This window comes from Paenibacillus sp. P4_E11, assembly GCF_056401635.1.
The window spans coordinates 1-23,488 of record NZ_JBFUIX010000067.1; the positions used below are offsets into that span (position 1 = coordinate 1).

Sequence of the window (23,488 nt, forward strand, 5' to 3'; positions counted from 1 at the left end):
GTTTTCTGGAGAACATGGCACAGTATCAGATTGACAAAACTTGGCTGATTAGTTGGGAATGCCCGGATGATGAATACGACCCTTACTACAAGAAAATCGTGCCCGACCACGGGGCGAACGGTCCGATCTCCTTCGAGCGCTGTGCTGCATACGCCTTGAAGCATCCCGACAAATTTATTCTAGGGTATGCTCCCGATCCCCGTCGTCCCGATGCGATCGACAAGCTGGATTACGCGATCAGCATGTATGGCGTCCGTCTGTATGGCGAGATCAAGCTGCGTATGRTGTACGACAACCCCGATGCGATCCGGATGTTCCGTTTCTGTGGGAAGAAGGGCTTGCCGGTAATCGTTCACATTGATTATGAATTCGATTCCGGGCGCAACTACCCTAGACCGAACTGGTGGTATGGCGGCGGGATCGGTGCTTTCGAACGGGCTGTTGCTGCATGCCCTGAAACGATCTTCCTCGGTCATGCTCCTGGATTCTGGGCACATATATCCGGTGATGATCAATTCGATAAGGTGGCCTATCCGAAAGGTAAAGTATTGCCAGGCGGGAAAGTAACGGAGATGCTTCGTAAATACCCGAACTTGTATTGCGATATATCAGCTGGTTCTGGTGCCAATGCATTCAAACGTGATCCTGAGCATGCCAAAGAATTCATTCTGGAGTTCCAGGATCGCATTCTGTATGCTCGCGATTACTTCGACAATGTTCACCAAGAAGTACTTAACGGAATGGGGTTACCAGAAGACGTGTTAGCCAAAATATACGCCGGCAATGCACTGAAGCTTGTCCCCTTGAACGACGCAACACATGCCTAACATATGGACCCACTTCCTGTTCGGTGAGCAACTGCTCCAGGTCGTCGCGCCTGACATGAAGTTAGAGAGCACCAAGCTTCGCAATCTATTCCGAATGGCCTGTCAGGGACCGGACCCGTTGTTCTACCATCATTTCCTCCCCTGGCAGACAAGCCGGGGGATGCCGGCGCTGGGCAGTGCCATGCACAGTAGACAATGCGGGCCCGTGCTGCTCGATTTCATTCGTAACGCTGTCGGTAAGCCGCTCAATGATCCCGTAGTTGTATATACCATCGGGTTCCTCACGCATCATATATTGGATCGGAACATGCACCCGTATGTGTTCTTCAAATCAGGCTTCCGCAAGTACGACCATCAACGCTTCGAGATCTTGATGGATACGCTCATTGTCAAGCGCAAGCTCGGCCTGGAAACGTGGAAAACCCCGGTGTGGAAAGAACTGGACGCCGGCCCCGAGCTTCCTGATTCCGTAACGGCAATGCTCGTTTCCGTAACGGCCGCCCACTATCCGGAGCTCACTTCTTCCCATACGGGTCAAGATTGGCAGGACGCTTACCGGGACATACTGCTGGCCCAGCGACTGTTCCACGACCCTGCGGGGTTGAAGCGTCTGATAACAGGCGGGTACATACGCAAGCTTGTGTTCGAGCGGAATATCCCGTCGATCGATATATTGAACGAGGAGCGTTCCGTCTGGCATCACCCCGCCGTCCCGGAAGAGACGTTCACCGCCAGTGTCTGGGATATGTGGGAGCTGGCGATGGAGGACGGAATTCGCGTGATGCAGGCTGCAATGGGGTGCATTGTCGCGGACGATCCAGCCGAACGCAACATCGCCTGGCAGCAGCTCATTCCCGCTCTTGGCAATGTATCTTACGAAACCGGGAAGCCTTGCGATAGCGGACTTGAGATCCACTTCGTGCAGCCGGTATTCAAGTAAATGGCGAGGCTTACCCTGGTTATCAGGGAAAGCCTTTTTTCACGATTCAGAAAGTATAACTTCGCTGATTGTTCATCGTCTCGGCAAACGTACGGCGTCAAAGGACGCCGTTAGGCGTTTATCCTTGGTACCATTAGTCTGACTTATTAAGCCGGCTGCAGATCATCCTGATAGACCAAGGACAAGTAAATCCCGCCTTTAGTGATTAGTTGGTCGTGGGTTCCATATTCAGCTATACAACCATTATCCATCACATAGATCATATCCGCATTCCGAATCGTAGATAGTCTATGAGCGATAATGATTGTCGTCCTGCCTATTCGAAGCTCATCGATGCTGCGTTGGATCTGTCTCTCGGTGTCCAGATCAAGGGAAGAAGTGGCTTCATCCAGAATAAGAATCTCGGGATCGCATAACATAGCTCTTGCAAGTGCTATCCGTTGCCTCTGTCCACCGGATAAGGTCACTCCACGCTCGCCAACCTCCGTGTCATATCCTAACGGCAAGCTTATGATGAAGTCATGAATGAACATCTTCCTGCACATTTCCTGTACTTGCTCTTCCGAAACGTCCCGCCCGAATAAAATATTGTTCTTAATTGTATCTGGAAAGAGATAAGGTTCCTGAAAGGTTATGACACATTTATCCGTCCAATGCTTCCGGTTAAGCTCATTCAACGATATACCATTCACCCGAATAGTACCGGAGTCCGGTTCCCGAAATCTTGTCAGTAGGCCTGCAATTGTCGATTTACCACCACCACTCAACCCAACAAATGCTAGTTTGGATCCGATAGGCAGATCAACCGATATGTCCTTCAATACAAGTGGCAAATTGGGTCCATAGGCGAACTTCACATGTTCAAGCTGTAAACTCTGAATAGATTCCTTCAGTTCGTATTCCCCGTCGGCAATAACCGCTCCATCCGTTACGTCGCGGACTCTCTCCATTTTTGCTTTCGCAGCCGAGAAAATCATGTAGTAATTGAATACATTCTGTAAACTCGATACCAATTGATCGACGAATTGATATAGAACTACAAAAGTTCCGATCGACAGACCTCCACTCATGACCTGAGATCCGCCAATCAACACAACCATGAAGTTCGGGATCCATCTTAAAGGATCACTGATCAGCAGTTTTTTATTGTGCAACCTTCCTTCACTAATAACCTGTCGGTACAGTTTCTTGAATAAGGTATCATATTTTTCCCTTTCCCATTCCTCCCGATGAAAAGCAACCACTTCACGGCTTGCAGAAATTCCTTCTTCAATATGGACGGTAAGCTGTGATTTTCTCTCTCTTGTTTCTTTGGCAGACTCTTTCACACGATCTCCGAAATACCTGCCTAATCCGATATAAGCTGCACTGAACACAAGGGCTACTACCAGTACTACTGGACTTGCTATTCCAATTAATACGATTAGAACCAGTGCATAAATCACTTGCTGGATCCCTTTCGGAATCTGATAGGAGATATCTTCACCAATTCGATAAATATCAACGTTTAATAATTCGTAATACCTGCTTGTTCTTTCCTTATGAATCTCTTGAATTGGAGCCCGATACAGGTACCGCATGAAATATTCCGCCAATGTAACACGCATGCGGTATCCGATATGATGATGGACCATGGCCACAGCGGTGAATAGTAGCGGAGAGGCGATTAGAGCTATTCCCAGTAATACTAAATAAAACACAAGTTTGCCAGATTGACCGCTCAGTAATACATCATCGATAATCCACTTCTGAACACCTGTGCCTCCTGCCATTGCTGCTACCTCCATCAGCATCAGCAGCATACCAATCACAAATCCCCATTTATAGGGACGTGCAAACTGCCAAACCCAGCGAAAGTCTCTCATCCGGTTCTCTCTCCTTCCACTAGCTGGTAGAATGCTCCCTTGGCCTGAAGTAAATCCTCATAGGTTCCCTCTTCAATGATTTGACCCAAATGCATCACTAAAATGCGGTCGAAGTTTCTGATACTTGACATCCGATGAGCAACAGCAATCGTCGTACGGCCAAAAAGCAGAGAATTAATCGCCTTCATTACCTCCTGCTCGCTCACGTTGTCCAAAGCTGAAGTCGCTTCATCAAGAATTACAATCGGCGGATTTTTCAGAAATAAGCGTGCGATTGCGATTCTTTGCCTTTGCCCACCAGATAGACGAACCCCTCTCTCACCGACAAGTGTGTCATAGCCCTGTTCCATCTGAATAATGAAATCATGGGCGAATGCTGCTCTCGCTGCTGCCTCAATCTCCTCGTCGCTTGCTTTGGGATTGCCGAACCGAATGTTGTCACGAATTGATGATCCGAATAAAAAAGTTTCTTGAAACACATATCCGACCGAATCACGAACTACAGCCAGGGGAAGCGAAGATAGCGATACATCGTCCAACCGCACTTCTCCTTGGGCAGGGTCGTAGAATCGGCCAATCAACTTAAGCACTGTAGACTTCCCACATCCGCTCTCGCCAACCAGTGCAACGGATTCTCCCGGTCTTACTCGAAGTGAGAAATCCCGTAATATTCCAGCCCTTGATTGATAACTAAAGCTTACTTGGTCAAACTCGATATTCCCCTCGACTGGACCGATACTGATCGGGTTGTCTGAATCCGCAACGTTCATTTTCAACCGCATAAACTCAATCAGTCGATGGGCTTGTTGCAAAATATAGGTCTGTTCCATAAAGGAGATGAAGATCCGCCCAAAGGAGCCCATCGCAAGAGAAGCGTAGATCGCAAATGAAGTCAACTCGCCGATTGACATCGTTCCAGAGACGACTCTGTCAGAACCAAGTACATAAAGCAATAACAGGCCTATAGAGATAGCAACCATTCGATTCGAAAAACGCAGATGACGGTAAAGCAATGATTTAAGACGGGTGTTTTTGTACTTATGATAGGCGGCAATCATTCGATTGAAATCCCATCGTTCCGCACCATAGGCACGAACCTCTGTCAAGGCGGATACATTTTCGTACATTTTACGGTTAAGGGCGTGCAGAATCGATCGTTTGCTTCTCCAGTAGTTCTGTAGTTTTCTTGTCAATATACGGGCCTGATAAATAGTAAAGGAAATAGCATGGCAAGATGAACAGCGTCAATTGCCAATCCATATTTACCAGAAAGACGAAAGGCACGGTCACAAACAGGATCTGCTGAATCAATCCTGGAAAATACTCCGAATATACTCGCTGTACTGCAGCTACATCTGTGTTGAACATAGAGAGCGTATCCCCCACAGCATGCTGTTCATAATATGAAAATCCCAACTTCCTCAATTGTTGAAACATGGCATATTGTAAATCACGTGATGCCTTCTCCTGAATGGAAAGTCTCAGCAAATTCTGAGCGATACTTGCGGCAAAAAGGATCAAGAGTACGAACAGAAAAGCAATTATAATGATCCGAAAGAGCTCCGTGTTCTTCTTCAGAAATACATCATCGACCAATACCTGAATGATGGTAGGGATCGACATCTGACTTATAACTGCTGCAAGTCCTGATAGGACCAACAGAAAGACCGACCATTTGTATGGTCTCATAAACGAGATGACCCAAAAGTAAGTATGCATTCTAACTAAATTACGAGGCATATGCGTTGTTTCCTCCGTTTATACAATGTCCAGATTGACTATATTGTCCGACTCTCATCCAACTTTCAAAAAATGGCACATTGCTCTCAAAAATTGGTATTAGATCGGATTGTACCATTATTAACCATGATTGGCGACATAAATTTCCAGGCAATTGCACAAAAAAATCCCCTGAAATATAGATCTAGGATCTATTTCAGGAGAGCTTTTAGGAGGCACTATGTTATCTAGCTTGAGTCTTGTGAACACATTGCTATCAGCCTATCTTCCCTGCTACAAGACGCTGAAGTCGCAATGCATTGCTCACGACAATGACCGAGCTCGCAGCCATCCCGATACAGGCAGCCTTGGGTTCCATGTAACCAAATGCGGCTAGAGGAATCGTAACGAAGTTATAGAGGACCGCAAGCAGCAGATTCTGCTTAATATTCCGCATTGTACGCTGGCTGATTGACAGTGCGCCCACAAGGCCGGACAACTTGTCATTAACCAGAACAACATCGCCCGCTTGAATCGCGGCATTCGTCCCGCCTCCCATAGCGATTCCGATATCTGCTGCTGACAACGCCGCAGCATCGTTGACACCGTCTCCGATCAGAGCGACCTTACGGCCTTGACCTTGAAGAGTACGGACCAATTCCAGCTTCTGCTCCGGTTGCATGCCGGCATGAACGATCGAGATACCCGCCTCCGTTGCTGTTCGCAGCGCTGACTCCCGTTGATCGCCGGTGACCATCCACACCTCACCACGTTGCTGCAGCTCGCGGACGACCTCGTATGCATCATTTCTTAACTTGTCAGCCAAGATCAGTATGCCGACCAGTTGTTGATCCAAGCCTATGTACAGTACTGTCGCTTCACCATTTGGCGTACTCCCAAGGGCGTCTGTCTGATCTGGAACGGGTATTCCGTGTGTACGCAACCAGCTTTCATTGCCGATTAGCAGCGTCTTCCCTTCAATCTGCGCTTCCATGCCGCCACCAGGAACTTCTCGGACGTCTTGTGCTTCCGGCAGCAGCAGTCGATGCTTGCGTGCGGCTTCCACGACCGCTTGTGCCAGCGGATGCGACGAATGCTGTTCAAGCGCCGCAGCCATGCGCAGCAAGTATGTTGTTGAATGATGGAACGCTTGTATGGAAATCACCTGTGGTTTCCCTTCGGTCAACGTTCCGGTTTTGTCCAACAGCACATGATCGATCTGGTGCAGCGTCTCCAGAGCACGGCCTTCCTTGAACAAAATACCAGACTTGGCGGACTGGCCGGTTGCAATAAGAATGGATACAGGCGCAGCTAATCCAAGCGCACAAGGACACGCCACCAACAGCACGGCTAGCGCGTGGCGCATGGCAGGCTCGAAACCGGCGGTCGGCGCTACGTAGAGCCACGCCACGAACGTGATGAAGGCGCAGCTAATCATAACCGGGACGAAATAGGCGGCGAGACGGTCGACCTTTCTTGCAAGCAGCGGCTTTTCGTTCTGCGCTTGTTCTACAAGGGCGATGATTCGCGCTAATCGTGTCTCTCCCAACGAGGCATCCGCATGAATGCGCAACCTTCCATTCGCACATCGTGTCCCGCTGTACACCCGATCTCGTGGCGATTTTAAGATGGTGCGGGTCTCGCCAGTTAGCATGGATTCGTCAACTTCTGCTTCTCCTGCCAACACATACCCGTCCGCTGAGATCCATTCCCCAGCGTGCACGATCACGAGGTCACCCTTCTGCAGCTGATCAGCGGCTATCCACTCCTCCTCCTGTCTACGCATGACTCGAATCAATCGAACCTGCAGATCATAGAGTGCATTGACATCCTTAAGCGCCCTTCCTCTGGCGACCGATTCCAACCATTTGCCAAGTAATACGGCTGTCATGATCATTGCTATCGTATCGAAATAGAGCATCGTATGTGCTGCGTGAGAACTGGGGTGAAGTACGGCATAATGACTGTAGAAATAAGCCACTGATGTGCTCATCGCTACTAATACATCCATATTGGCCGTTCGCTGCTTAAGAGCCTGGTATGCCCCATAATAGAATGGATATCCAACATAGAACTGCAATATCGTGGCTAAGCCCCACTGAAAGAACGGCTCATGGAACAACGAAGGTGTCCATACCCATGAACCGCTGGTTATATGGTGAAGCATGGCCCATAACAGTGGAATCGATAAGAGGACAGCGGACAGGAACCGGTTCCGGTAAGATCGTCTCTCCACATCGGACCTTGCCTTGGGGGTCGATCGTTCATCCGTTGCCTTGTAGCCGAGTTGTTCAATTTTGCCTACTATCGACTTCACTTGAATTTTCCGCGGATCCAACCGAATGGAAGCCTGCGCCATAGCCAGATTAACAGAAGCTTGTTCCACACCTTCCATGCGTATGATGCTCTTCTCGATCCGAGTGGAACAAGCACTACAAGTCATTCCCGTGATGGCAAGCTGGATTGTTTTCATACAACACCCTCTTCTCATTCGCTCGATTTCACTTGTCCATACAGCTTATGATCCAAGTTCCAGCAGCAGAATGACTCGAACGGGCTATCCGTTAAACTTCCTGTTGAGCGTCCCTCTCTCCTTTAACCAAGTTGACACGGGTGAGCATATAAATACCGAGCAGGAAGAACAACACGAGTGACAATATTCCGAATCGACTCGAACCGAACGCATAGCCGACAACGGAGAAAACAAATGGTCCCATAATGGACGAGAACTTGCTTGACACCGTCAAGAAGCCGAAAAACTCGGCCGATCGTCCTGCGGGGATCAATCTTGTGAAGATCGAACGCGAGATCGACTGGCTCCCTCCTTGTACAAGGCCGACCATGAATGCAAGCGCATAGAAGTGTGTTGCAGTTGTCATGAAGTACCCTAGAGCTACGATTACTACATAGATGCTGAGTGAAATATATAAGGAGGCCTTCGAACCGAGTCGTTCTGCTATTTTACCGAATAGCAGCGTGCAGGGAATACCGACGAACTGTGTGATCACGAGTGCAGCGATCAAGTGTGACGTGCCGATACCGATTTCTTTGCCGTATACGGTTGCCATCGTGATGATGGTACTAATCCCGTCATTGAAAAACCAGAACGCAACGAGAAATTTCAAAAGCTCTGGATATCGTACCATCTGTTTGAAAGTTGCAGCTACCCTGCCGAATCCGACCCTCGTGTAATGGCCGACCGAATGCCCCTTCAGCGTACCGGTATCACGAACGTGCTTGAATACAGGAAGCGAGAAAACAAACCACCATACCGCTACCGTGGCAAAGGAGACATATATCCCGGTAACTTTATTTGGGAAACCGAACATCTCCCACTTCTCAATCATCGCCAAGTTCAACAACAGCAGTAGGCCGCCACCGATGTATCCATACATATACCCTTGCGATGAAACGTAATCTCTGCGCTGGGGTTCAACTAGATCTGGCAGCATGGCATCGTAGAAAGCGTTTCCACCTGTAAAGCCAAGCGTGCCGAAAATGAATAACACGGAAGCCAGAATGTAATCCCCGTTGCTGACGAATACGAGCCCCGCCGAGGCCAGGACACCTATGTACGTGAACACACGCAGGAACTTCGTCTTGGAACCGGATTCGTCCGCCACGGCCCCCAGAATCGGGGTAATGACTGCCACTAGCAGCATGGCAATTGTCTGGGTGAATCCCCAATACGACGTTGCGAGAGTAGAATCAGACAGCGTCGAAGCGGCTACTTCGCTGTAAAATATCGGCAGAACAGCCGCCATCATCGTCGTCGCGAAGGCGGAGTTCGCCCAGTCGTACATGAGCCAAGCTCGAATCTTCTTTCGGTCTTGCATGGGCAGTCCTCCTTTGTTTCCCTCATAGTAGCGGTTTATTGTTATCGGAGTATTAACATCGTATCTTTCCTCATTTTATCATCGATTGCGTCTGCTTCCAGCTTTTTTTGTAATCGGGACAGCTGCAACGCGGAATTTCCGCGCTATTCGCTCCCGGTGGCCGTGCCCACCCATACAAAGGCAAAAAACAAAAAACGGCCCATGATCAGGCCGTTCTTTCCACAGACTACAACTTACTTCTGCCTCCACTCGTTCCCCCACAGCTTACCGCCGCCCCCTAGTGCCTTGCGGTATTCGTGGCGCCACATATGAACGTCGGTCAGCCCGATCTCGGGCATATTCTTGCGCTCATTGATCGCGGGCAGCGGAGGGAACGGCTTGTGAGGTTCGGATTGATACCAATAGGCAACTGTACACAAATCTAACGTCAAGTTGTTATTGTGCCCATGCTCGATGCTCGCTTCAAGCGATTTCTGGAAGTAGATCGGATCCTCGAAGAAGAAGCGGTAGCAATGGGTGCGGCCCATGTAGCCGAGCTTGTCGGGTATGCGAGCGTAGCCAAAGTAAGGGTGCTGATACAGTTCATTGGGGCTCCAAGAGCTGTTGAAGAAATCTTCCGTCCCTGTTCCATGAAGCGACCCCGGCCAATCTTCACCGTCGACCAGCCACATGTCGTCCCCTTCCCCATACCACATCGGTCCCGGACTATCGACATAATAGTTAATGCCGACGAAATGCCCTTTACCCTCAATATCTGCAAACAAGTAATTGTGCGCCGTGGACGTATTGTTCCCCCCCGCTGCGATTAACCCCCACTCGTTCTCCCCTTCCTCAGGATTCACTTCGRTCAACTCGCGATTCCACCAGGCGTGGAACCGTCCGGCGTCTGCGGCGATCGACGGATGTTCTTCGTAATCGACGTAGAAGTAGAGCCATCGGATTGGCAAACTGGATTGATTCTCAAGCGTTATTCTCGCACCGTCCCCGAAGGGCATCGGGAAGTAACAGTTCAAGGCACGGCCTTTCAAAGGAGCTGCAGCTAGCGGTAGCGAGGCAAAGTTGTACATTTCCCCCCACCCTTGTCCAAAAAAATCACCCAAAGGCGCTTCCACACTCGGATCGGTTTCACCATCCCAATACATACGCAGCACGGTATTCCTACGGAACATCGGGTCTTCCGTATCGAACGTAAACCAAATATGCTTGATGATTCCAGCTCCTGCAATCACCGCGATCTCCGCCGTCTCTCCGGCTCCGACTGTAATCCGATCCCGATTGCTGCCTTCCCGACAAAAACTGGATATGCGCCTCGTTCGAATGCCATCTTTCAATTGATAGATGCTGCCTAGGAAGCTGCTCATAGTCGAATCTCTCCTTGTAATCACGTTTATCTGTATTGTAACAAGGAGCGCATCCGATAGATTTAGCAAATAAAGCTATAGTTTTAACCGAAATTTCCAATTACAATGAATGTACATCCATCACGGAGGAATAGGCAATGGACTTAACCCTGCTAGCCCCCTACATTAGACGCGCCATGAATCACCAAGCCGAGCTGAACTGGGAACTGAAGGAACGTGTCATATTCGATTATGAGCTGTTATATGTGAAGAATGGCGAGATTATTGTCAAGATCGACGACTCCCAATATCACGGGCTGCCGGGCGATCTATTCCTGTTCAAACCGGGACAACCCCATTCCATTCGTCAGATCGGGTCCGTCCCGTTGCAACAGCCCCACGTCCATTTCGATCTGATTCAACAACCGGATAGTCCAGATGTCAAAATATCGTTTAATCCCATGTCGGAAATGACCGAGGCGGAATTAAGCTGGTTTCGTCCGGATCTGCTATCCGCGCCTCCATTCCTGTTGCCCAATCATTTCCGCTTCCGCAATCCGCTTCCACTCGAAACGATGCTGATGGAGCTGATCCGGGAGATGGAGCAACAATTACCATTCTACGAGTTGAAAGCCCGCAGCATCTTCCTTACCCTTTGGACATCCCTGCTCCGGGAATGGTACAAAGAAGATCACCCTGATCGGATGACGGATTGGGAAACCTATATGCTGCTGAAGCCTTACTTGTCATCCCACCTGCATAGACAAGTAACGTTGGATGAAATGGCGCAGAAGAGCCAAATGAGCAGAGCTTCGCTAATCCGCTTCTTTCGTTCCGCGTTCGGTGTCACACCCGTCAAGTACCATCTGGTACTTCGCATAGAAAAAGCGAAGGAGCTCATACAATTCTCCTCCGCTCCGATAACCCGTATCGCTGAACAGCTAGGGTTCGATAGCATACACGCTTTCAGCAGGGCGTTCCGACGTATAGAAGGCGTTGCCCCTACGTTTTATCGCAGGAAAGGCGGTTGATCTACTTCTCGGCTGAACGGTGCTGTTCCTGTAGTACACGCCGTAGTACTTTTCCGATCATGCTCTTGGGCAAATCTTCTCGGAATTCGTAAACACGAGGGACTTTGTAAGCAGCCAACTTGCTGCGGCAGTAGCGGTCGAGCTCCTCCTCAGTGACGGAGACGTTCGCCTTAGTAACGATGTACGCCTTCACCGATTCCCCCCGATAGTTGTCAGCGATCCCGATTACTGCTGCCTCCTGCACGGTCGGATGTTCATATAACACGTCTTCCACTTCGCGCGGGAATATTTTGTATCCTCCAGCAATGATCATGTCCTTCTTCCGATCCACGATATAGAAATAACCTTCCTCATCCATATAGGCCATGTCACCCGTTCGCAACCATCCGTCCCTGAGCACTTCTGCCGTCTCTGCAGAGCGGTTCCAATACCCCTTCATCACTTGAGGTCCACTCACTTCGAGCTCACCCACTGCTCCTACTGGTTGCTCCTCACCTGTATCCGGATCGATAATCCGGCAATCCGTGCTAGGCCAAGGCAAGCCGATACTGCCCGTCTTACGCTTCTCCCAGATCGGATTCAAATGGGTGACCGGCGAGCATTCCGACAACCCGTATCCTTCCACCAATCGACCGCCTGTGATAGCTTCGAACCGCTGCTGTACTTCCGCAGGAAGAGGAGCCGATCCGCTTATGCAACATCGAACGGATGACAAGTCGTATTTCACAGCGGTTAAGGGATGATGGTTAATAGCGATATACATGGTAGGGGCGCCGGGAAAGATCGTGGGCTTTTCGGCATGTATCGTTCGGAGAAGGGGTTCGATTTCGAATCGTGGAAGTAATGAAATCCTGGCACCTGATGCGATGCTGAAATTCATGCAAACAGTCATCCCGTATACGTGGAATAAAGGAACAGCGGCCATCATCGTCTCTTGACCATACTCAGTCTTGTACATCCAGGAGCGACATTGTTCCACGTTCGCAACTAGATTGCGATGCGTTAACATGACGCCCTTGGCTGTCCCGGTCGTCCCTCCTGTATACTGCAGAACGGCTATGTCCTCCCCCGGATCGAGCTGAACGGGCTCAATCGGTAGAGGCTCAGCTTGCTTGAGCAATTTACGCAGCAAGAAGATCTGCTCCTCATGCTCATCAATGTGAACCGGCTTCTTGCCTTGTCGCTTCTGAACGAGCGGGTACAACCATTTCTTCAGCATGGGCAAATAATCCGGTATTCCCGTCACGATAATCCGTTTCAGCTTAACCTTCTCACGGATTGCACGAATACGGGGGTACAGAAGATCGAGACATACGATCGTATCGGCTTGTGAATCGTTCAGGTGATGGATTAGCTCCCGCTCCACGTACAATGGATTCGTCTGGACGACAATAGCGCCCAATAGCAGCGTACCATAGTAGCAAATGACATACTGGGGCACATTCGGCAGCATCAGCGCCACCCGGTCACCCTTAACAACACCCAAGCGCTGCAGCGAATGGGCAAATCGGTATGCAGCATCGAGAAGCTCCGAATAGCGCATCGTCCCACCGAGGAACGAGATCGCTGTCTGATTCGGGTAGCTCCGCGCCGCATCCTTCAAGTAATTCGTCAGAGGAATGGCCGGTATTTCCTGTTCAGGCCTCACTTCCTCGGGATAACTCGACAACCATGGACGTTGGTTCATTCTCCTCCACCTACCTCAAGTAAAAACGTTTGCAATCCGGTTAGTAATACCTATGGAGGAGTGCCTGTTCAACATGTCATGTAAACACAAAGAAAGAGGCGGTTCCCCAAGGAACAGCCTCTCTACATTTTGTATCCCTTTATAATGGAGCGTTGAATTTGCGATATTCCGTCACTTGGAACGGAGCGGATGCTTCAGCCCAAGGTACGCCGATCTCAGAAAGCAGCTCATTGCGGTCGAACGCTTGTCTCAACTGCACGTCAATGTTTGTGATGCAATGGGAGATTTGTCCATTATGAACTGTATACGTGTTAACGTATTCAGCTGGTACAGGTTGGATTGGCGCTGCCGATTCAAACGCACCGTTCGCCGCTAACATATACGGTCTTACTTTTGCTAACGGGCTGTTCAGCTCCTTCTCTTCTCCACGCAAGACACGGACGAAATTCATCAGATTGCTGCTAACCGGCCATTTCTCCGGATTCTCATACGTAATCGTTTCCTCTTCAGTGGTCAAGGTCATACGCTGGATATAGTCGCATTGAATCGTCCCCTTCGATCCTTGAACGATGACTTGCGGCGAGCTGACAGGATTGTTCGTGCATACGGTGGCGTAGAAGTAAGCGGAAGGACCTGCGCTCATCTTTACTCGAATGCTCGATGTATCTTCACTTTCAATCGGATTAGCCCGATACAGCTCAGCCTGAACTTGCTCCGGGACGTTCGGCAGTCCTCCCGACATGGCTGGAAGAGCAGCAATTTGAACGACCATCTGCAGCAAGTGTGCGAACGGATTCATGACCGTTCCGTCCAAGACGTGGTGACCGTTAACGGTAAGCTTCCCTGCCCAGGGTGTACGATTGTAGTAGCTTTCCGTACGCTGCCACAGCCCAAGTCCCTTAATCGCGATGACTTCGCCGATACGCCCTTGCTCCACCCACTCGTTGATCAGGCTGCGCCCGTCTGGTGTAAGCGAGCTGAAGTTGACTGCACATCGCTGACCTGTGCGTTTACTCGCTTCGATAAGTCGGTCGACATCCTCGATCACGGCTGCAGGCGGTTTTTCCAACAATAGATCGAAGCCAGCTTCCATGACATCGATGCCCATCGACACGTGCAAATGAATCGGTGTTGATACGATCACGAGGTCGACCGTTCGTTCAGTAGCTAACATCGCCTTATAATCGCTATATAAGCGGGTTCCCCTCGCCTTGAGTTCCACTTCCTGCTCGGCAGCAATCTTCAAATCACTAACGGCTGCCAGCTCGACGAATCCTAATTCCGCTAACGCCAATGTCTGCTTAAGATGATTCACTCCGTACCCATTGATGCCAATGATGGCGATCTGTACGACTTTATTATGTGACATGCGCTTGTTCCCCTTGTCCATAGTAGTTGTATGCCTGGAATGGCAGTTGACTGCAAATGAACATATTCGTGTTATCGCGATGAAATCCTGCAATTGTTACACAAATTAGAACATATCGAGCAATTGCGGAACTCGTCTCGGGATCGCACGTTCCAGCAGTTGTACCGCTAATGGACTGCCGGTCAGTCTGCCAAGCTCCGCAAGGGCAGGAGGTCGTTGATAGCCGCACAGCATCGTGGATAAAGTTTGGATATCGCAGGAAAGTACTTTGCATGTGCCTGGCGTGTGGTCTGGATTGGAACCGTCATGGGCAGTAGGAATCGTTCCCTCGTCTGTAAGTTCCGTTATTATACTACCATTAGCCTGCCACTCCAGCTTCCAGCAGCCTTCATTCCAAGGGGCATGCTCATCCTTCACATTCAGCCAGAGCGTCTCTCCGGCTATCACGGGTTCGAATGGATATTGCCGTACAAACTCCGCTATATCGACAATTCGTATCATAAAATAGGGATAATATTCGCGTCTAACGGTTCCCGGTTCTGCGAACAACATGACGGTTGGATCATTCGTTGGTGCGCTCAGCTCAACCGTGTTGATAATCGAATCATGGTTGGCGATGTATTGCCATAAACCTTTGCGGCTGTCCGCATGAAGCGTGATGAACTCGTGAATGCGCATCCGCCTCTCACGAATCGTATACAGCATATAACCTTGCGGTTCGCCAGATTCGTTCGTATAGATAGCCAAGCTGCCCAGCTTGCGCTTGAACACATTCGATACCCACCAGTCCGAGTCTCGAATCAGCATACCGTTGTATCGCTTGGCGTATTGCTCGTAAAGTTGGGCTATGATAGCCAGCTCCCCTGCACCACCTCTTCTTACTTGCCCAGTCACACCCTTGAACCTGGGAAGATGTTCGGAATTGATCGAGTGTGTGGTCATATCGCCGAACGATTCCCAGCCATATTTACGATAGAACGAGAAGGAGAACGGATTCAGCATCGATACGGTCTGTCCATTCAGCTTCATCACTTCCAGACAGTGAGCCATTAGCTTGCCGACCATACCCCCGCGCCGAAGCTCGGGATAAGTCGCCACGTGAGCGATACCGCCCATCTTGAAGGATGCCCCCTGCAACATGATATGCATAGGCAGCACAGCTACTCTGGCGGCTAGCTTGTCGTCGACAAAGAAGCCCCAGATATGCTCGGGAATGACTTGCTTGCGTTTGACCGCAATTTCTTCTTCGGTATAGGTTACGGCGAAGGCAACTTGGGTCATGTCTATGAATTGATCTATTTCATCGAATCGGATCTGACGAATCATCTTATCTCTCCTCGTAACAATAAAGTCAGTAGTACTTGGAACCTACTATAGACGAACTTGTCAGCAGCGAAAAGATACGGTTTGTTCGGATCATAACCGATTTATCGAAATCCAGAAATAAATGAAACAGTCAAAAATACGATGATACAGGTAAGCTGGCATTCATGTTTTAATTATTAGTAGTCCTACTATACTATTTTTTCTAAGGAGACTTCGATGATACAGTTGCCTGATACTATTTGGGCCGTCAATGACGGCGAGAAAGTGTGCAGAGACGATCTAGCTAATCCGAATCGTGAGCGCAACAGCGTCTGGGACGGCAGCCGGATCCACCTATTTGGAGCGCGTAACGAGACGATCGCATTCCAGCTCATTGTGGAAGCTCACGATACTGCAATTACCGGGTTGAAGGTCGAGATGTCCGCCCTTATTCATAGTGATCATGTCCATGCTTCCATCCAGAACGAACCACGTGCCTCTAACGATCCGAACGATTACGTAGGGCGACGAATTGAAGTGTTTACGGAGCATTATGTGTACGTTCCACCGGAACTGAGCACACCTCCACAATGGTTCTACGCTCCAAGCGCACCACCCTTACATCAGGCAGGATGGATCCCGGATGCGCTTATTCCCCATGATGCGAAGAGCGGATTCGGAGGTCARCCGGTTCGAGTACAGGCCGGAACGAACCAAGGGTTCTGGGTAGACATATACGTCCCGGATGACCCTGACCTTGTTGCCGGACGTTATGAAGGGAACGTAACCGTCCACATCCTAGATAATGGGATTACTTGGAATGTCCCTGTTGTTCTGGAGTTATACGACTTCACGCTTCCGCATGAGACTCATACCAAGACGATGGTCTATACGAGCGATGTCAGCGCTTACTTCCCGACATTGGATAAGCCGGCTGACGCGCTTCGCAAGATGGCACACCGCCATCGCTTCAACCTGGTAGGCGCAGACGTGCATAATTCAGCATTTGATGCCGAAGCAATGGAACGGTATATGCCATACTTGAATGGTTCCTTTTACCAGCCGGAACAAGGGTATGAAGGTCCTGGACAAGGCGTCGGCGAACAGATCTTCCCGATCGGCATGTACGGCTCCCCTGTATTGGGAGAATCACCTGAACAAATGCAGAACGAAGCCGACCGCTGGGTGGACTGGTTCGAACAGCTGCGGCAACGTGACGGATGGCAGGGTGTATATTTCCTCTATCTGATCGATGAGCCTCGGCCAGACAAGTTTCCCTGGATCGAAGAACAGTGCGCCGCTATTAAATCCTCGTCCGGCTCTGGACGCGACTTGCCTATTCTGACAACACGCGCTTATGCTCCTCAGCTTGAGAAAGCGATCGATATCTGGTGCAGCGCTACAGTTCGACCGGAAGAGTTGGCCGCAGCCGAGCGAAATGGGCAGCCCACCTGGTTTTACAATGGTTACCGACCGTCACACGGCTCCGTCATTCTGGAAGCTGAAGCTGTTGACTTTCGTGTGAACAGCTGGGTGAAGTGGAAGCATAGGATCGACCTATACTTCCTGTGGCACGGCACTCACTGGCGTCATAACCACCAAGGACCACGCGGACGGACGAATCAGAACGTATTCGGATACCCGGTTACGTTCATGTATGTGAATACGAACCCGGAAGACGAGTTCTACGGGGAGTCCGGCATTCATTGGGGCAACGGAGACGGCATTCTCTTCTATCCCGGTCATGACCCGTTCTATCGCGAGCAGGATCGCGGCATTCAAGCACCGCTCAGCTCGATTCGGATGAAAAATTTGCGGCGCGGCATCCAGGACTATGAATATATGTGGCTGGCTTCGGCACAAGGAAAACGTAGCGAAGTCGATACTATTGTGCATAAAGCCGTGCCACGAGTATGGCATGAATCGGACCGTGATCACCCAGCTTCCTGGTCGTCAAGTGGCAGCGATTGGGACGGGTATCGCAAGGAATTGGCGCAGTTGATCGGTTTCAGATCGGATGTCACATTTGCTCCCCTATGATATAATTAGACCTTCTCGTAATTAACTCTAGGACAGGTGAGGAATCATGAACGAAGGGTCCAAACGAAGATTGTTTTCGAGACTAGGGTTCAGGGACAAGACATCCTCTTTATTCGTCCGGCTGCTTGTCAGCTTTCTACTTATTATTGCCCTTCTGGTCTCGTTCATCTGGTTCTCAGTCGTGTTCTATCGCGGAAGCATTAAGGACGAACTGATCAAATACAACACGCTGAATTTAAAAAATACGACAGACAGTTATGAGAGCGTTTTCGCTCTAATCCAAAACTCGGTTTTATCCTTCTCGCTTAAGCCTGAACTGCAGCTCGTACAAGGAGAACCCGTCAATTATGTCAGGGCGGTCTCCGCGATGCAGGATACTCAATTTTTTTTGAATAATCGTCTGCTGTATCTGAATAACCTTTTGCTAATGTACAAGGACGCCGGATTCGCACTGGAGAAAAGCCGCGGAGCCGAATTCGACACGATGTTCACGCGCTATTATAACAGCCCGGACTATACGTCCGACTTCTGGAAAGACCAGTTCCAGAACACTTCTAAATTCCATGTGCTTCCGGCTTCTTCCTTCGGCGAACTAGAACGCACGGGGCGTTCCGGGGTGCAGACATTAATTCCAATTGTGGTCAAGAATGAACAAATCCCTAACTTTTATATGCTAGCTTTAGCTGATGCTGATCAAATGTACACCTCCCTGCACCATTCCATCAATGACAACTTCTATGTTCTGAATGAGCGGAATGAACGGCTGTACGCTTCTTCAAGCTCTGCCCAAGTTGAGTTACCTGCGTTCACAGGACTTGATGGCTTTGTGAAGAAAGACAGCAACTATTACTTTTATATGAAAGGCAAGAGTGGCTTCACGTATGTAAATATGATTCCAGACACCTCGATATCGGATCAAGTTCGCTGGAATTTCTCCTTCGTGCTGCTGCTTATTCTGACGATCTCGATTAGTGTGCTCGTCTCCTTCCTGCTAAGTATACGACTGAATACGCCCGTCAAACGGATCATCGATGCGATCCAGAAGTGGAACACTCCGCTCCCTTGGGCTAGCGGCATTAAGGAGTTCAACATTATTCATGATAAGATTAGCGATATTCTGAAGACGAGCCGAGATATTCACGATAACATGTCGGAGAAAGAATCGCTGCTTCGGTATTACGCCTACTCCAATATGCTGAAGAAAATTCGGAACCAGCACATCGATTCGGATCCGCTGTTCGCATCAGACCGTCCGTTCGTACTGCTGTTGTTCCAAGTCAACTACAAATCCATGCTGCATCAGCTCGATGTGAAGGAAGACCGGGCGACTTCCTTCATTCGCGAATATGTGAATCGAATCGTCTGGGAGACATATCCGGACTCGCTCACGTTCCAGATGGAGAACGATCAGATCCTCTCGATCGTGTTCACTTCAATCGAAGATCCGAACATTGTCGCCACATTGGGGCAAATCAAACATGTCCTTGATACGGAGCGGGAATATTGTTTCTTATCGATCACCGCCTCTGGTGGAACGGACGACTGGAACGAGGCGTATCGGAACGGATTGCAGCGGCTTCGCATGCGGTTGTGGAACGATGAAACCCAGATTGTGTTGGGGTTAGAGAGTCAAGAGGATGAAGTTAGGCTGTCTGCAGCACAAGAGGAAGAATTCGATGCCAATCTGGCCAGCGGCAATGAGGCGGCTGTACTCACACTCGTGAAACGGCTGCTTGCGCAGATGAGGAAGAAAGAGGCTGGTGCACGCAATGTACTCAGCTTTGCGGAGAATGTAGTCCTGAGGACACAAAAAGCGCTGCAGCTCAAAAATATCGATCCCTCATTCGTCCAGCAAGCATTGATCGAGCTTCCAAACCGTCACACCTACGAACGACTGGAAGAGCTGCTTAGCCTCTTGATCACTTCCGCGTGCCAATCGATTAAGGAGCGGAAGGATAAGCGGGATCACATCATCCATTTCGTCTACGATTACTTGGAAGAACATTATGAGAAAGATATTACGCTAGACGCCATTGCTGAGAAGCTGAATATTACTCGCAGCTACCTCTCCACTTACTTCAAGGAGAAGACTGGCATTTATTTCGTGGATTACGTCAATTCGGTTCGTATCAACAAAGCCAAGAAGCTGCTCCTGAAGCCGGAGATCCGAATCCAGGACGCAGCCACGCTGGTCGGTTATCAGAATATTAACTCGTTCAACCGTATGTTCAAGAAGTTCACGGGTGTAACGCCGAGCGAATTCCGTAAGAATGAGATCCGATAGGCCGCTGTCATACGCCATAGCGCGTATGAGCGGCTTTTTATTAACGATTCAGAATGATTACCTTCGCTGATTGTTCATCGTCTCGGTAAACGCACGGCATCAAAGGACGCCGTTAGGCGTTTATCCTAGTTCATACAGATCGGTGCTCAAGTATTTCAGCCCGGAGTCATTGATCGTCATGACGATGCGGGCGCCTGCCTCCCTCTCCAGCAGCAATTGTAGCGCTGCAGCGGCATTGGCACCGGAGGAGAAGCCTGCGAAGATGCCTTCTTCGCGGGCGAGCCGACGACAAGCGACGATGGCCTCCTCGTCGCTGACGGTCAGGAACCCGTTGATCAGACTCCGGTCGATCAGCGGCAGTTCCAGGCTGTAACCGCCGCCTTGCAGGCGGTGATTCGCATTCGTCTGCGGTCCCCCTGCCATGTAGGGGGCGCCTGCCGGTTCGATCAAGTAACAGCGGATCGACGGGTTGTAGGCTTTCAGCTTCTTGGCGCAGCCCGCGAACGTGCCGCCGCTTCCGGCAAAATCTAGAAAGACGTCGAATTCGCCGCCCGTCTGCTGCCAGATCTCCTCGGCCGTATGCAGCTCATGGGCAAGCAAACTGCCAGGATGATGGAATTGATCGGCACGGAAAGCGCTTCGTTCGGCCACGATTCGATCCGTTTCCCGCTCCACAAGCTTCAGGTCTTCACCTGATACTTGGCCAGCTATTGATCCCGGCGCTTGATCGACCAGGACAACTTCAGCTCCGAGCGCCTTCATCATCCGTGCTCGCTCCATGGAGTTGCCCTTCGACATGACGGCTACGAACGGATAACCTTTCACTGCACAGACGATGGCTAGTCCAGTGCCCGTATTGCCACTGGTCAGCTCCACGACAGTCTGGCCGAGAGCGAGTGAACCGTCTCGCTCCCCTTCCTCGATAATTTGCCGAGCGATGCGGTCTTTCTTGCTGAAGCCAGGGTTAAAATACTCAAGCTTGGCGAATATGTCGCCTTGGAGACCTCGAGTTAATCGACTTAACCTGACCATCGGCGTATGACCGATAGTCAGGTGAGCGCCGTCGAGAATCCCGCTCGGATAATCGGTCACGGTGCCAATCTCCCCTTCATTCTCTGACGTCCAGTTGCACGCCGACATACTGCTCATTCTTCGCTAGTGCGCGAGCGTAGCGTCGCTCAATCGTAAACGACGGCACTACCCGTTTGTTCGCGTCCAACACTTGCTGGATCGTTATACGGCCGGGCAGCAGCTCCGCCAATAGATCATCCACATCGAGCTCACAGCCCAGTCCGATGGCAAAGCTCCCATGTCCCCAGCTGTGGGTTGGCTCTACCGGGAATGCTTGGAACGTATCCAGCAATCGCGTAAGATGAACGTCTCGGATGCCTGTTAGTACAGCCGTGTACAAGGCAGTCAGCGCATGTTCTTCCTCACCTGCGATAGCCAACCATGATGAATGGTACTCCGCTTCCTCGCGGATAACGTTAATGGCCGCCATGACGTCCGTGACCCGCATGCCCTGCAACGTCTGGCCCAACAGCCTGGCATAGTAACTCGCTCCAGTCTCTACATCGAACATGCCGAACGAGCTCTTCGGATGCATCGCTCCTAGCCCGACTCCTCTCGGCTGAACGAACAACCAGGAGGAATAGGCTGATTCAATTGAAGTTGGGATGTCAGCAATTGCCAGTGATCCGACAACCACGCATAGGCTGGGAGAATGAATATTCGTTCGTTCCAGCAAGCTGCACTCGATCATCATGCCCGGTTCGGTTTCGATCAAGAGCTTGGACGCACGCATCCCGTCATAAGAAGTCTCAGCGGCACATCTGTCTATGAGTTTCGGACTCCATGTCGCTTCCACCGACAGCTGGTCGGACGGCTTTAGCTTCAACACATGGCGCAATCTCTCCTTCGATCCAAGTGCCATCACCTGTTGTATCCCACTAAGCTGAGGCAATCTCACCATGGCTTGACCCGCTATATAATCTTGAATATCGAAGCCCGAACGCTCCATGTTGCACATCAGCTCTTGCTCACTCGGGATAGCCTTGTAGTCCACCATTTGATTTCCTCGGAAGCTGACATGGAAATGATGACTTAGAAACTTCAGCACCTCCATCCGGGTGTCCACCCATAACCCATGTCCCTTCGCCGCGATGTAAGCATGGACGGTGTGTTCCGCTCCCAACAGCTTATACAACCGTTTCGACTCGACCAGCGCACCTCGTACACCTTCAATGGGGAAGAAATCATAGAGTGCCGCTCCGACCATGTATGGCTTGGGTGCAGCCGCCGTAATCAAATCACTCAAATCCAAACCGTGTTCCATAAACCCGGGTGTGCATTGCTCCGCATCCTGCGCCAGAATGCGTTGCAGCATCGCTTGAAGCTCAGTGATGTAACAGCACGGGGCTACCGCACGAATACGATCGTCGTAGGCACCCATATAAGCCGTCATCATGCCTCCGCCCGAATTGCCAGATACCGCGACACGGTTCTGATCGACCTCGCGACGGGTTAGCAAATAGTCAAGCGCTCTAACGCTCTCAGCAACCATATAGGCGGCAATATGTTCGCCCAGTGCGCTAAGCTGACGATCCACCAAGCAATGGGCGTCGACCGGGCTAAGCCACTGCACTTCGATCTCGTCCTGCCCAACCCGCGCCTCGAGATCCGTTTTACGCCGACTCTGCCAATCCGGAATCTTCCGTTCACCCTGTCCGATCGGATCGTAGATAAGGACGCAGAACCCGTTCTTCGCAGCCTCTACGCCGAAGGAAACGTACATCGGACTGGCCTTGCCTTCAGCGGCGTGCCCACAGGGGAATAGTATAGCAGGTCCAGGTGATACTGCCTCGATAGGGTAGTAGAAGTTAGCTGTAATGAATACCCCCGGTAAGCTTTCGATCCGTACAAGGTCGACCTTGTACTCACCCTTGTCCAACGTCCCGGTCACTTCCATTCGTCCGAGTGGACATGATGGAAGTGGACCGATACATTGCTTGAACGCTTCCCGAACTTGAGCTTGATACACCTGCGCTTCTTCGAGCGAGCCTACCCGTTTCACTCGTCGCTTACGCTCCAGCATGTACGCTTCACTTCGACTGTCCAAGTAGCGAAGGAACGGATTGTAGCGGTATTCCGTTCGCTCCGGGTAGTCGTCGATATAGGACCGCTCTCTTCCGGCGTGTGCTCTCTGTTCAAATTCTGTACACGGCAGCTCCATAACTATCTCACCT

General features: G+C 50.4%; 16 protein-coding genes. 5 read left to right on the forward strand and 11 right to left on the reverse strand.

Annotation, left to right across the window (positions count from 1 at the left end; translation table 11 throughout):
* Both AC1DWB_RS22405 and AC1DWB_RS22410 read left to right on the forward strand, forming a co-directional pair.
* The coding region (locus tag AC1DWB_RS22405) for an amidohydrolase family protein (protein ID WP_477543311.1) at positions 1-827 on the forward strand (827 nt) is incomplete at its 5' end.
* Positions 820-1,767 (forward strand): zinc dependent phospholipase C family protein, encoded by a 948-nt coding sequence (locus tag AC1DWB_RS22410; protein WP_477543312.1) that lies wholly within the window; start codon positions 820-822, stop codon positions 1,765-1,767. The genes AC1DWB_RS22405 and AC1DWB_RS22410, both read left to right, overlap by 8 nt.
* Before the next feature lie 146 nt (positions 1,768-1,913).
* Here the strand turns inward: AC1DWB_RS22410 and AC1DWB_RS22415 are convergent, their stop codons facing one another.
* The 6 genes from AC1DWB_RS22415 to AC1DWB_RS22440 form a co-directional block, all read right to left on the reverse strand.
* Complete coding sequence (locus AC1DWB_RS22415; protein WP_477543313.1) at positions 1,914-3,632, reverse strand: ABC transporter ATP-binding protein; 1,719 nt, start codon at positions 3,630-3,632, stop codon at positions 1,914-1,916.
* A complete protein-coding gene (locus AC1DWB_RS22420) occupies positions 3,629-4,690 on the reverse strand; it encodes an ABC transporter ATP-binding protein (protein ID WP_477543314.1) in 1,062 nt (353 codons plus the stop codon). Before AC1DWB_RS22420 ends, AC1DWB_RS22415 begins: the two co-directional genes overlap by 4 nt.
* A gap of 76 nt (positions 4,691-4,766) precedes the next feature.
* Positions 4,767-5,372 carry an ABC transporter transmembrane domain-containing protein gene (locus AC1DWB_RS22425; RefSeq protein WP_477543315.1) on the reverse strand — a complete coding sequence of 202 codons (606 nt, stop codon included), beginning with the start codon at positions 5,370-5,372 and terminating at the stop codon, positions 4,767-4,769.
* A gap of 256 nt (positions 5,373-5,628) precedes the next feature.
* A complete protein-coding gene (locus tag AC1DWB_RS22430) occupies positions 5,629-7,824 on the reverse strand; it encodes a heavy metal translocating P-type ATPase (RefSeq protein ID WP_477543316.1) in 2,196 nt (731 codons plus the stop codon).
* A 91-nt stretch (positions 7,825-7,915) separates the two neighbouring features.
* Positions 7,916-9,187, reverse strand: a complete 1,272-nt coding sequence (locus tag AC1DWB_RS22435) for an MFS transporter (RefSeq protein WP_477543317.1) — start codon at positions 9,185-9,187, stop codon at positions 7,916-7,918.
* 233 nt (positions 9,188-9,420) lie between these two features.
* Positions 9,421-10,548 (reverse strand): glycoside hydrolase family 172 protein, encoded by a 1,128-nt coding sequence (locus AC1DWB_RS22440; RefSeq protein ID WP_477543318.1) that lies wholly within the window; start codon positions 10,546-10,548, stop codon positions 9,421-9,423.
* A gap of 137 nt (positions 10,549-10,685) precedes the next feature.
* On the opposite strand from AC1DWB_RS22440, the gene AC1DWB_RS22445 reads away from it, so the two are divergent.
* Positions 10,686-11,558, forward strand: coding sequence for a helix-turn-helix domain-containing protein (locus tag AC1DWB_RS22445; RefSeq protein WP_477543319.1), 873 nt, complete (start codon positions 10,686-10,688; stop codon positions 11,556-11,558).
* A 1-nt stretch (position 11,559) separates the two neighbouring features.
* Here AC1DWB_RS22445 and AC1DWB_RS22450 read toward each other — a convergent pair whose 3' ends face one another.
* The 3 genes from AC1DWB_RS22450 to AC1DWB_RS22460 form a co-directional block, all read right to left on the reverse strand.
* Complete coding sequence (locus AC1DWB_RS22450) at positions 11,560-13,245, reverse strand: long-chain-fatty-acid--CoA ligase (RefSeq protein WP_477543320.1); 1,686 nt, start codon at positions 13,243-13,245, stop codon at positions 11,560-11,562.
* 139 nt (positions 13,246-13,384) lie between these two features.
* On the reverse strand, positions 13,385-14,614 hold the full coding sequence (locus AC1DWB_RS22455) for a Gfo/Idh/MocA family protein (protein WP_477543321.1): 1,230 nt from the start codon (positions 14,612-14,614) through the stop codon (positions 13,385-13,387).
* 105 nt (positions 14,615-14,719) lie between these two features.
* Positions 14,720-15,940, reverse strand: a complete 1,221-nt coding sequence (locus AC1DWB_RS22460) for a GNAT family N-acetyltransferase (RefSeq protein ID WP_477543322.1) — start codon at positions 15,938-15,940, stop codon at positions 14,720-14,722.
* A gap of 216 nt (positions 15,941-16,156) precedes the next feature.
* On the opposite strand from AC1DWB_RS22460, the gene AC1DWB_RS22465 reads away from it, so the two are divergent.
* Both AC1DWB_RS22465 and AC1DWB_RS22470 read left to right on the forward strand, forming a co-directional pair.
* On the forward strand, positions 16,157-17,959 hold the full coding sequence (locus tag AC1DWB_RS22465; protein ID WP_477543323.1) for a DUF4091 domain-containing protein: 1,803 nt from the start codon (positions 16,157-16,159) through the stop codon (positions 17,957-17,959).
* A gap of 46 nt (positions 17,960-18,005) precedes the next feature.
* Complete coding sequence (locus AC1DWB_RS22470) at positions 18,006-20,243, forward strand: helix-turn-helix domain-containing protein (RefSeq protein WP_477543324.1); 2,238 nt, start codon at positions 18,006-18,008, stop codon at positions 20,241-20,243.
* 120 nt (positions 20,244-20,363) lie between these two features.
* On the opposite strand, the gene AC1DWB_RS22475 is transcribed toward AC1DWB_RS22470, so the two are convergent.
* Both AC1DWB_RS22475 and AC1DWB_RS22480 read right to left on the reverse strand, forming a co-directional pair.
* Positions 20,364-21,383 carry a PLP-dependent cysteine synthase family protein gene (locus tag AC1DWB_RS22475; RefSeq protein ID WP_477543325.1) on the reverse strand — a complete coding sequence of 340 codons (1,020 nt, stop codon included), beginning with the start codon at positions 21,381-21,383 and terminating at the stop codon, positions 20,364-20,366.
* Entirely contained in the window at positions 21,352-23,475 is a 2,124-nt protein-coding gene (locus AC1DWB_RS22480) for an alpha/beta hydrolase family protein (protein ID WP_477543326.1), read from the reverse strand. The genes AC1DWB_RS22475 and AC1DWB_RS22480 overlap by 32 nt, the downstream gene beginning before the upstream one ends.
* Between the last annotated feature and the right edge of the window lie 13 nt (positions 23,476-23,488).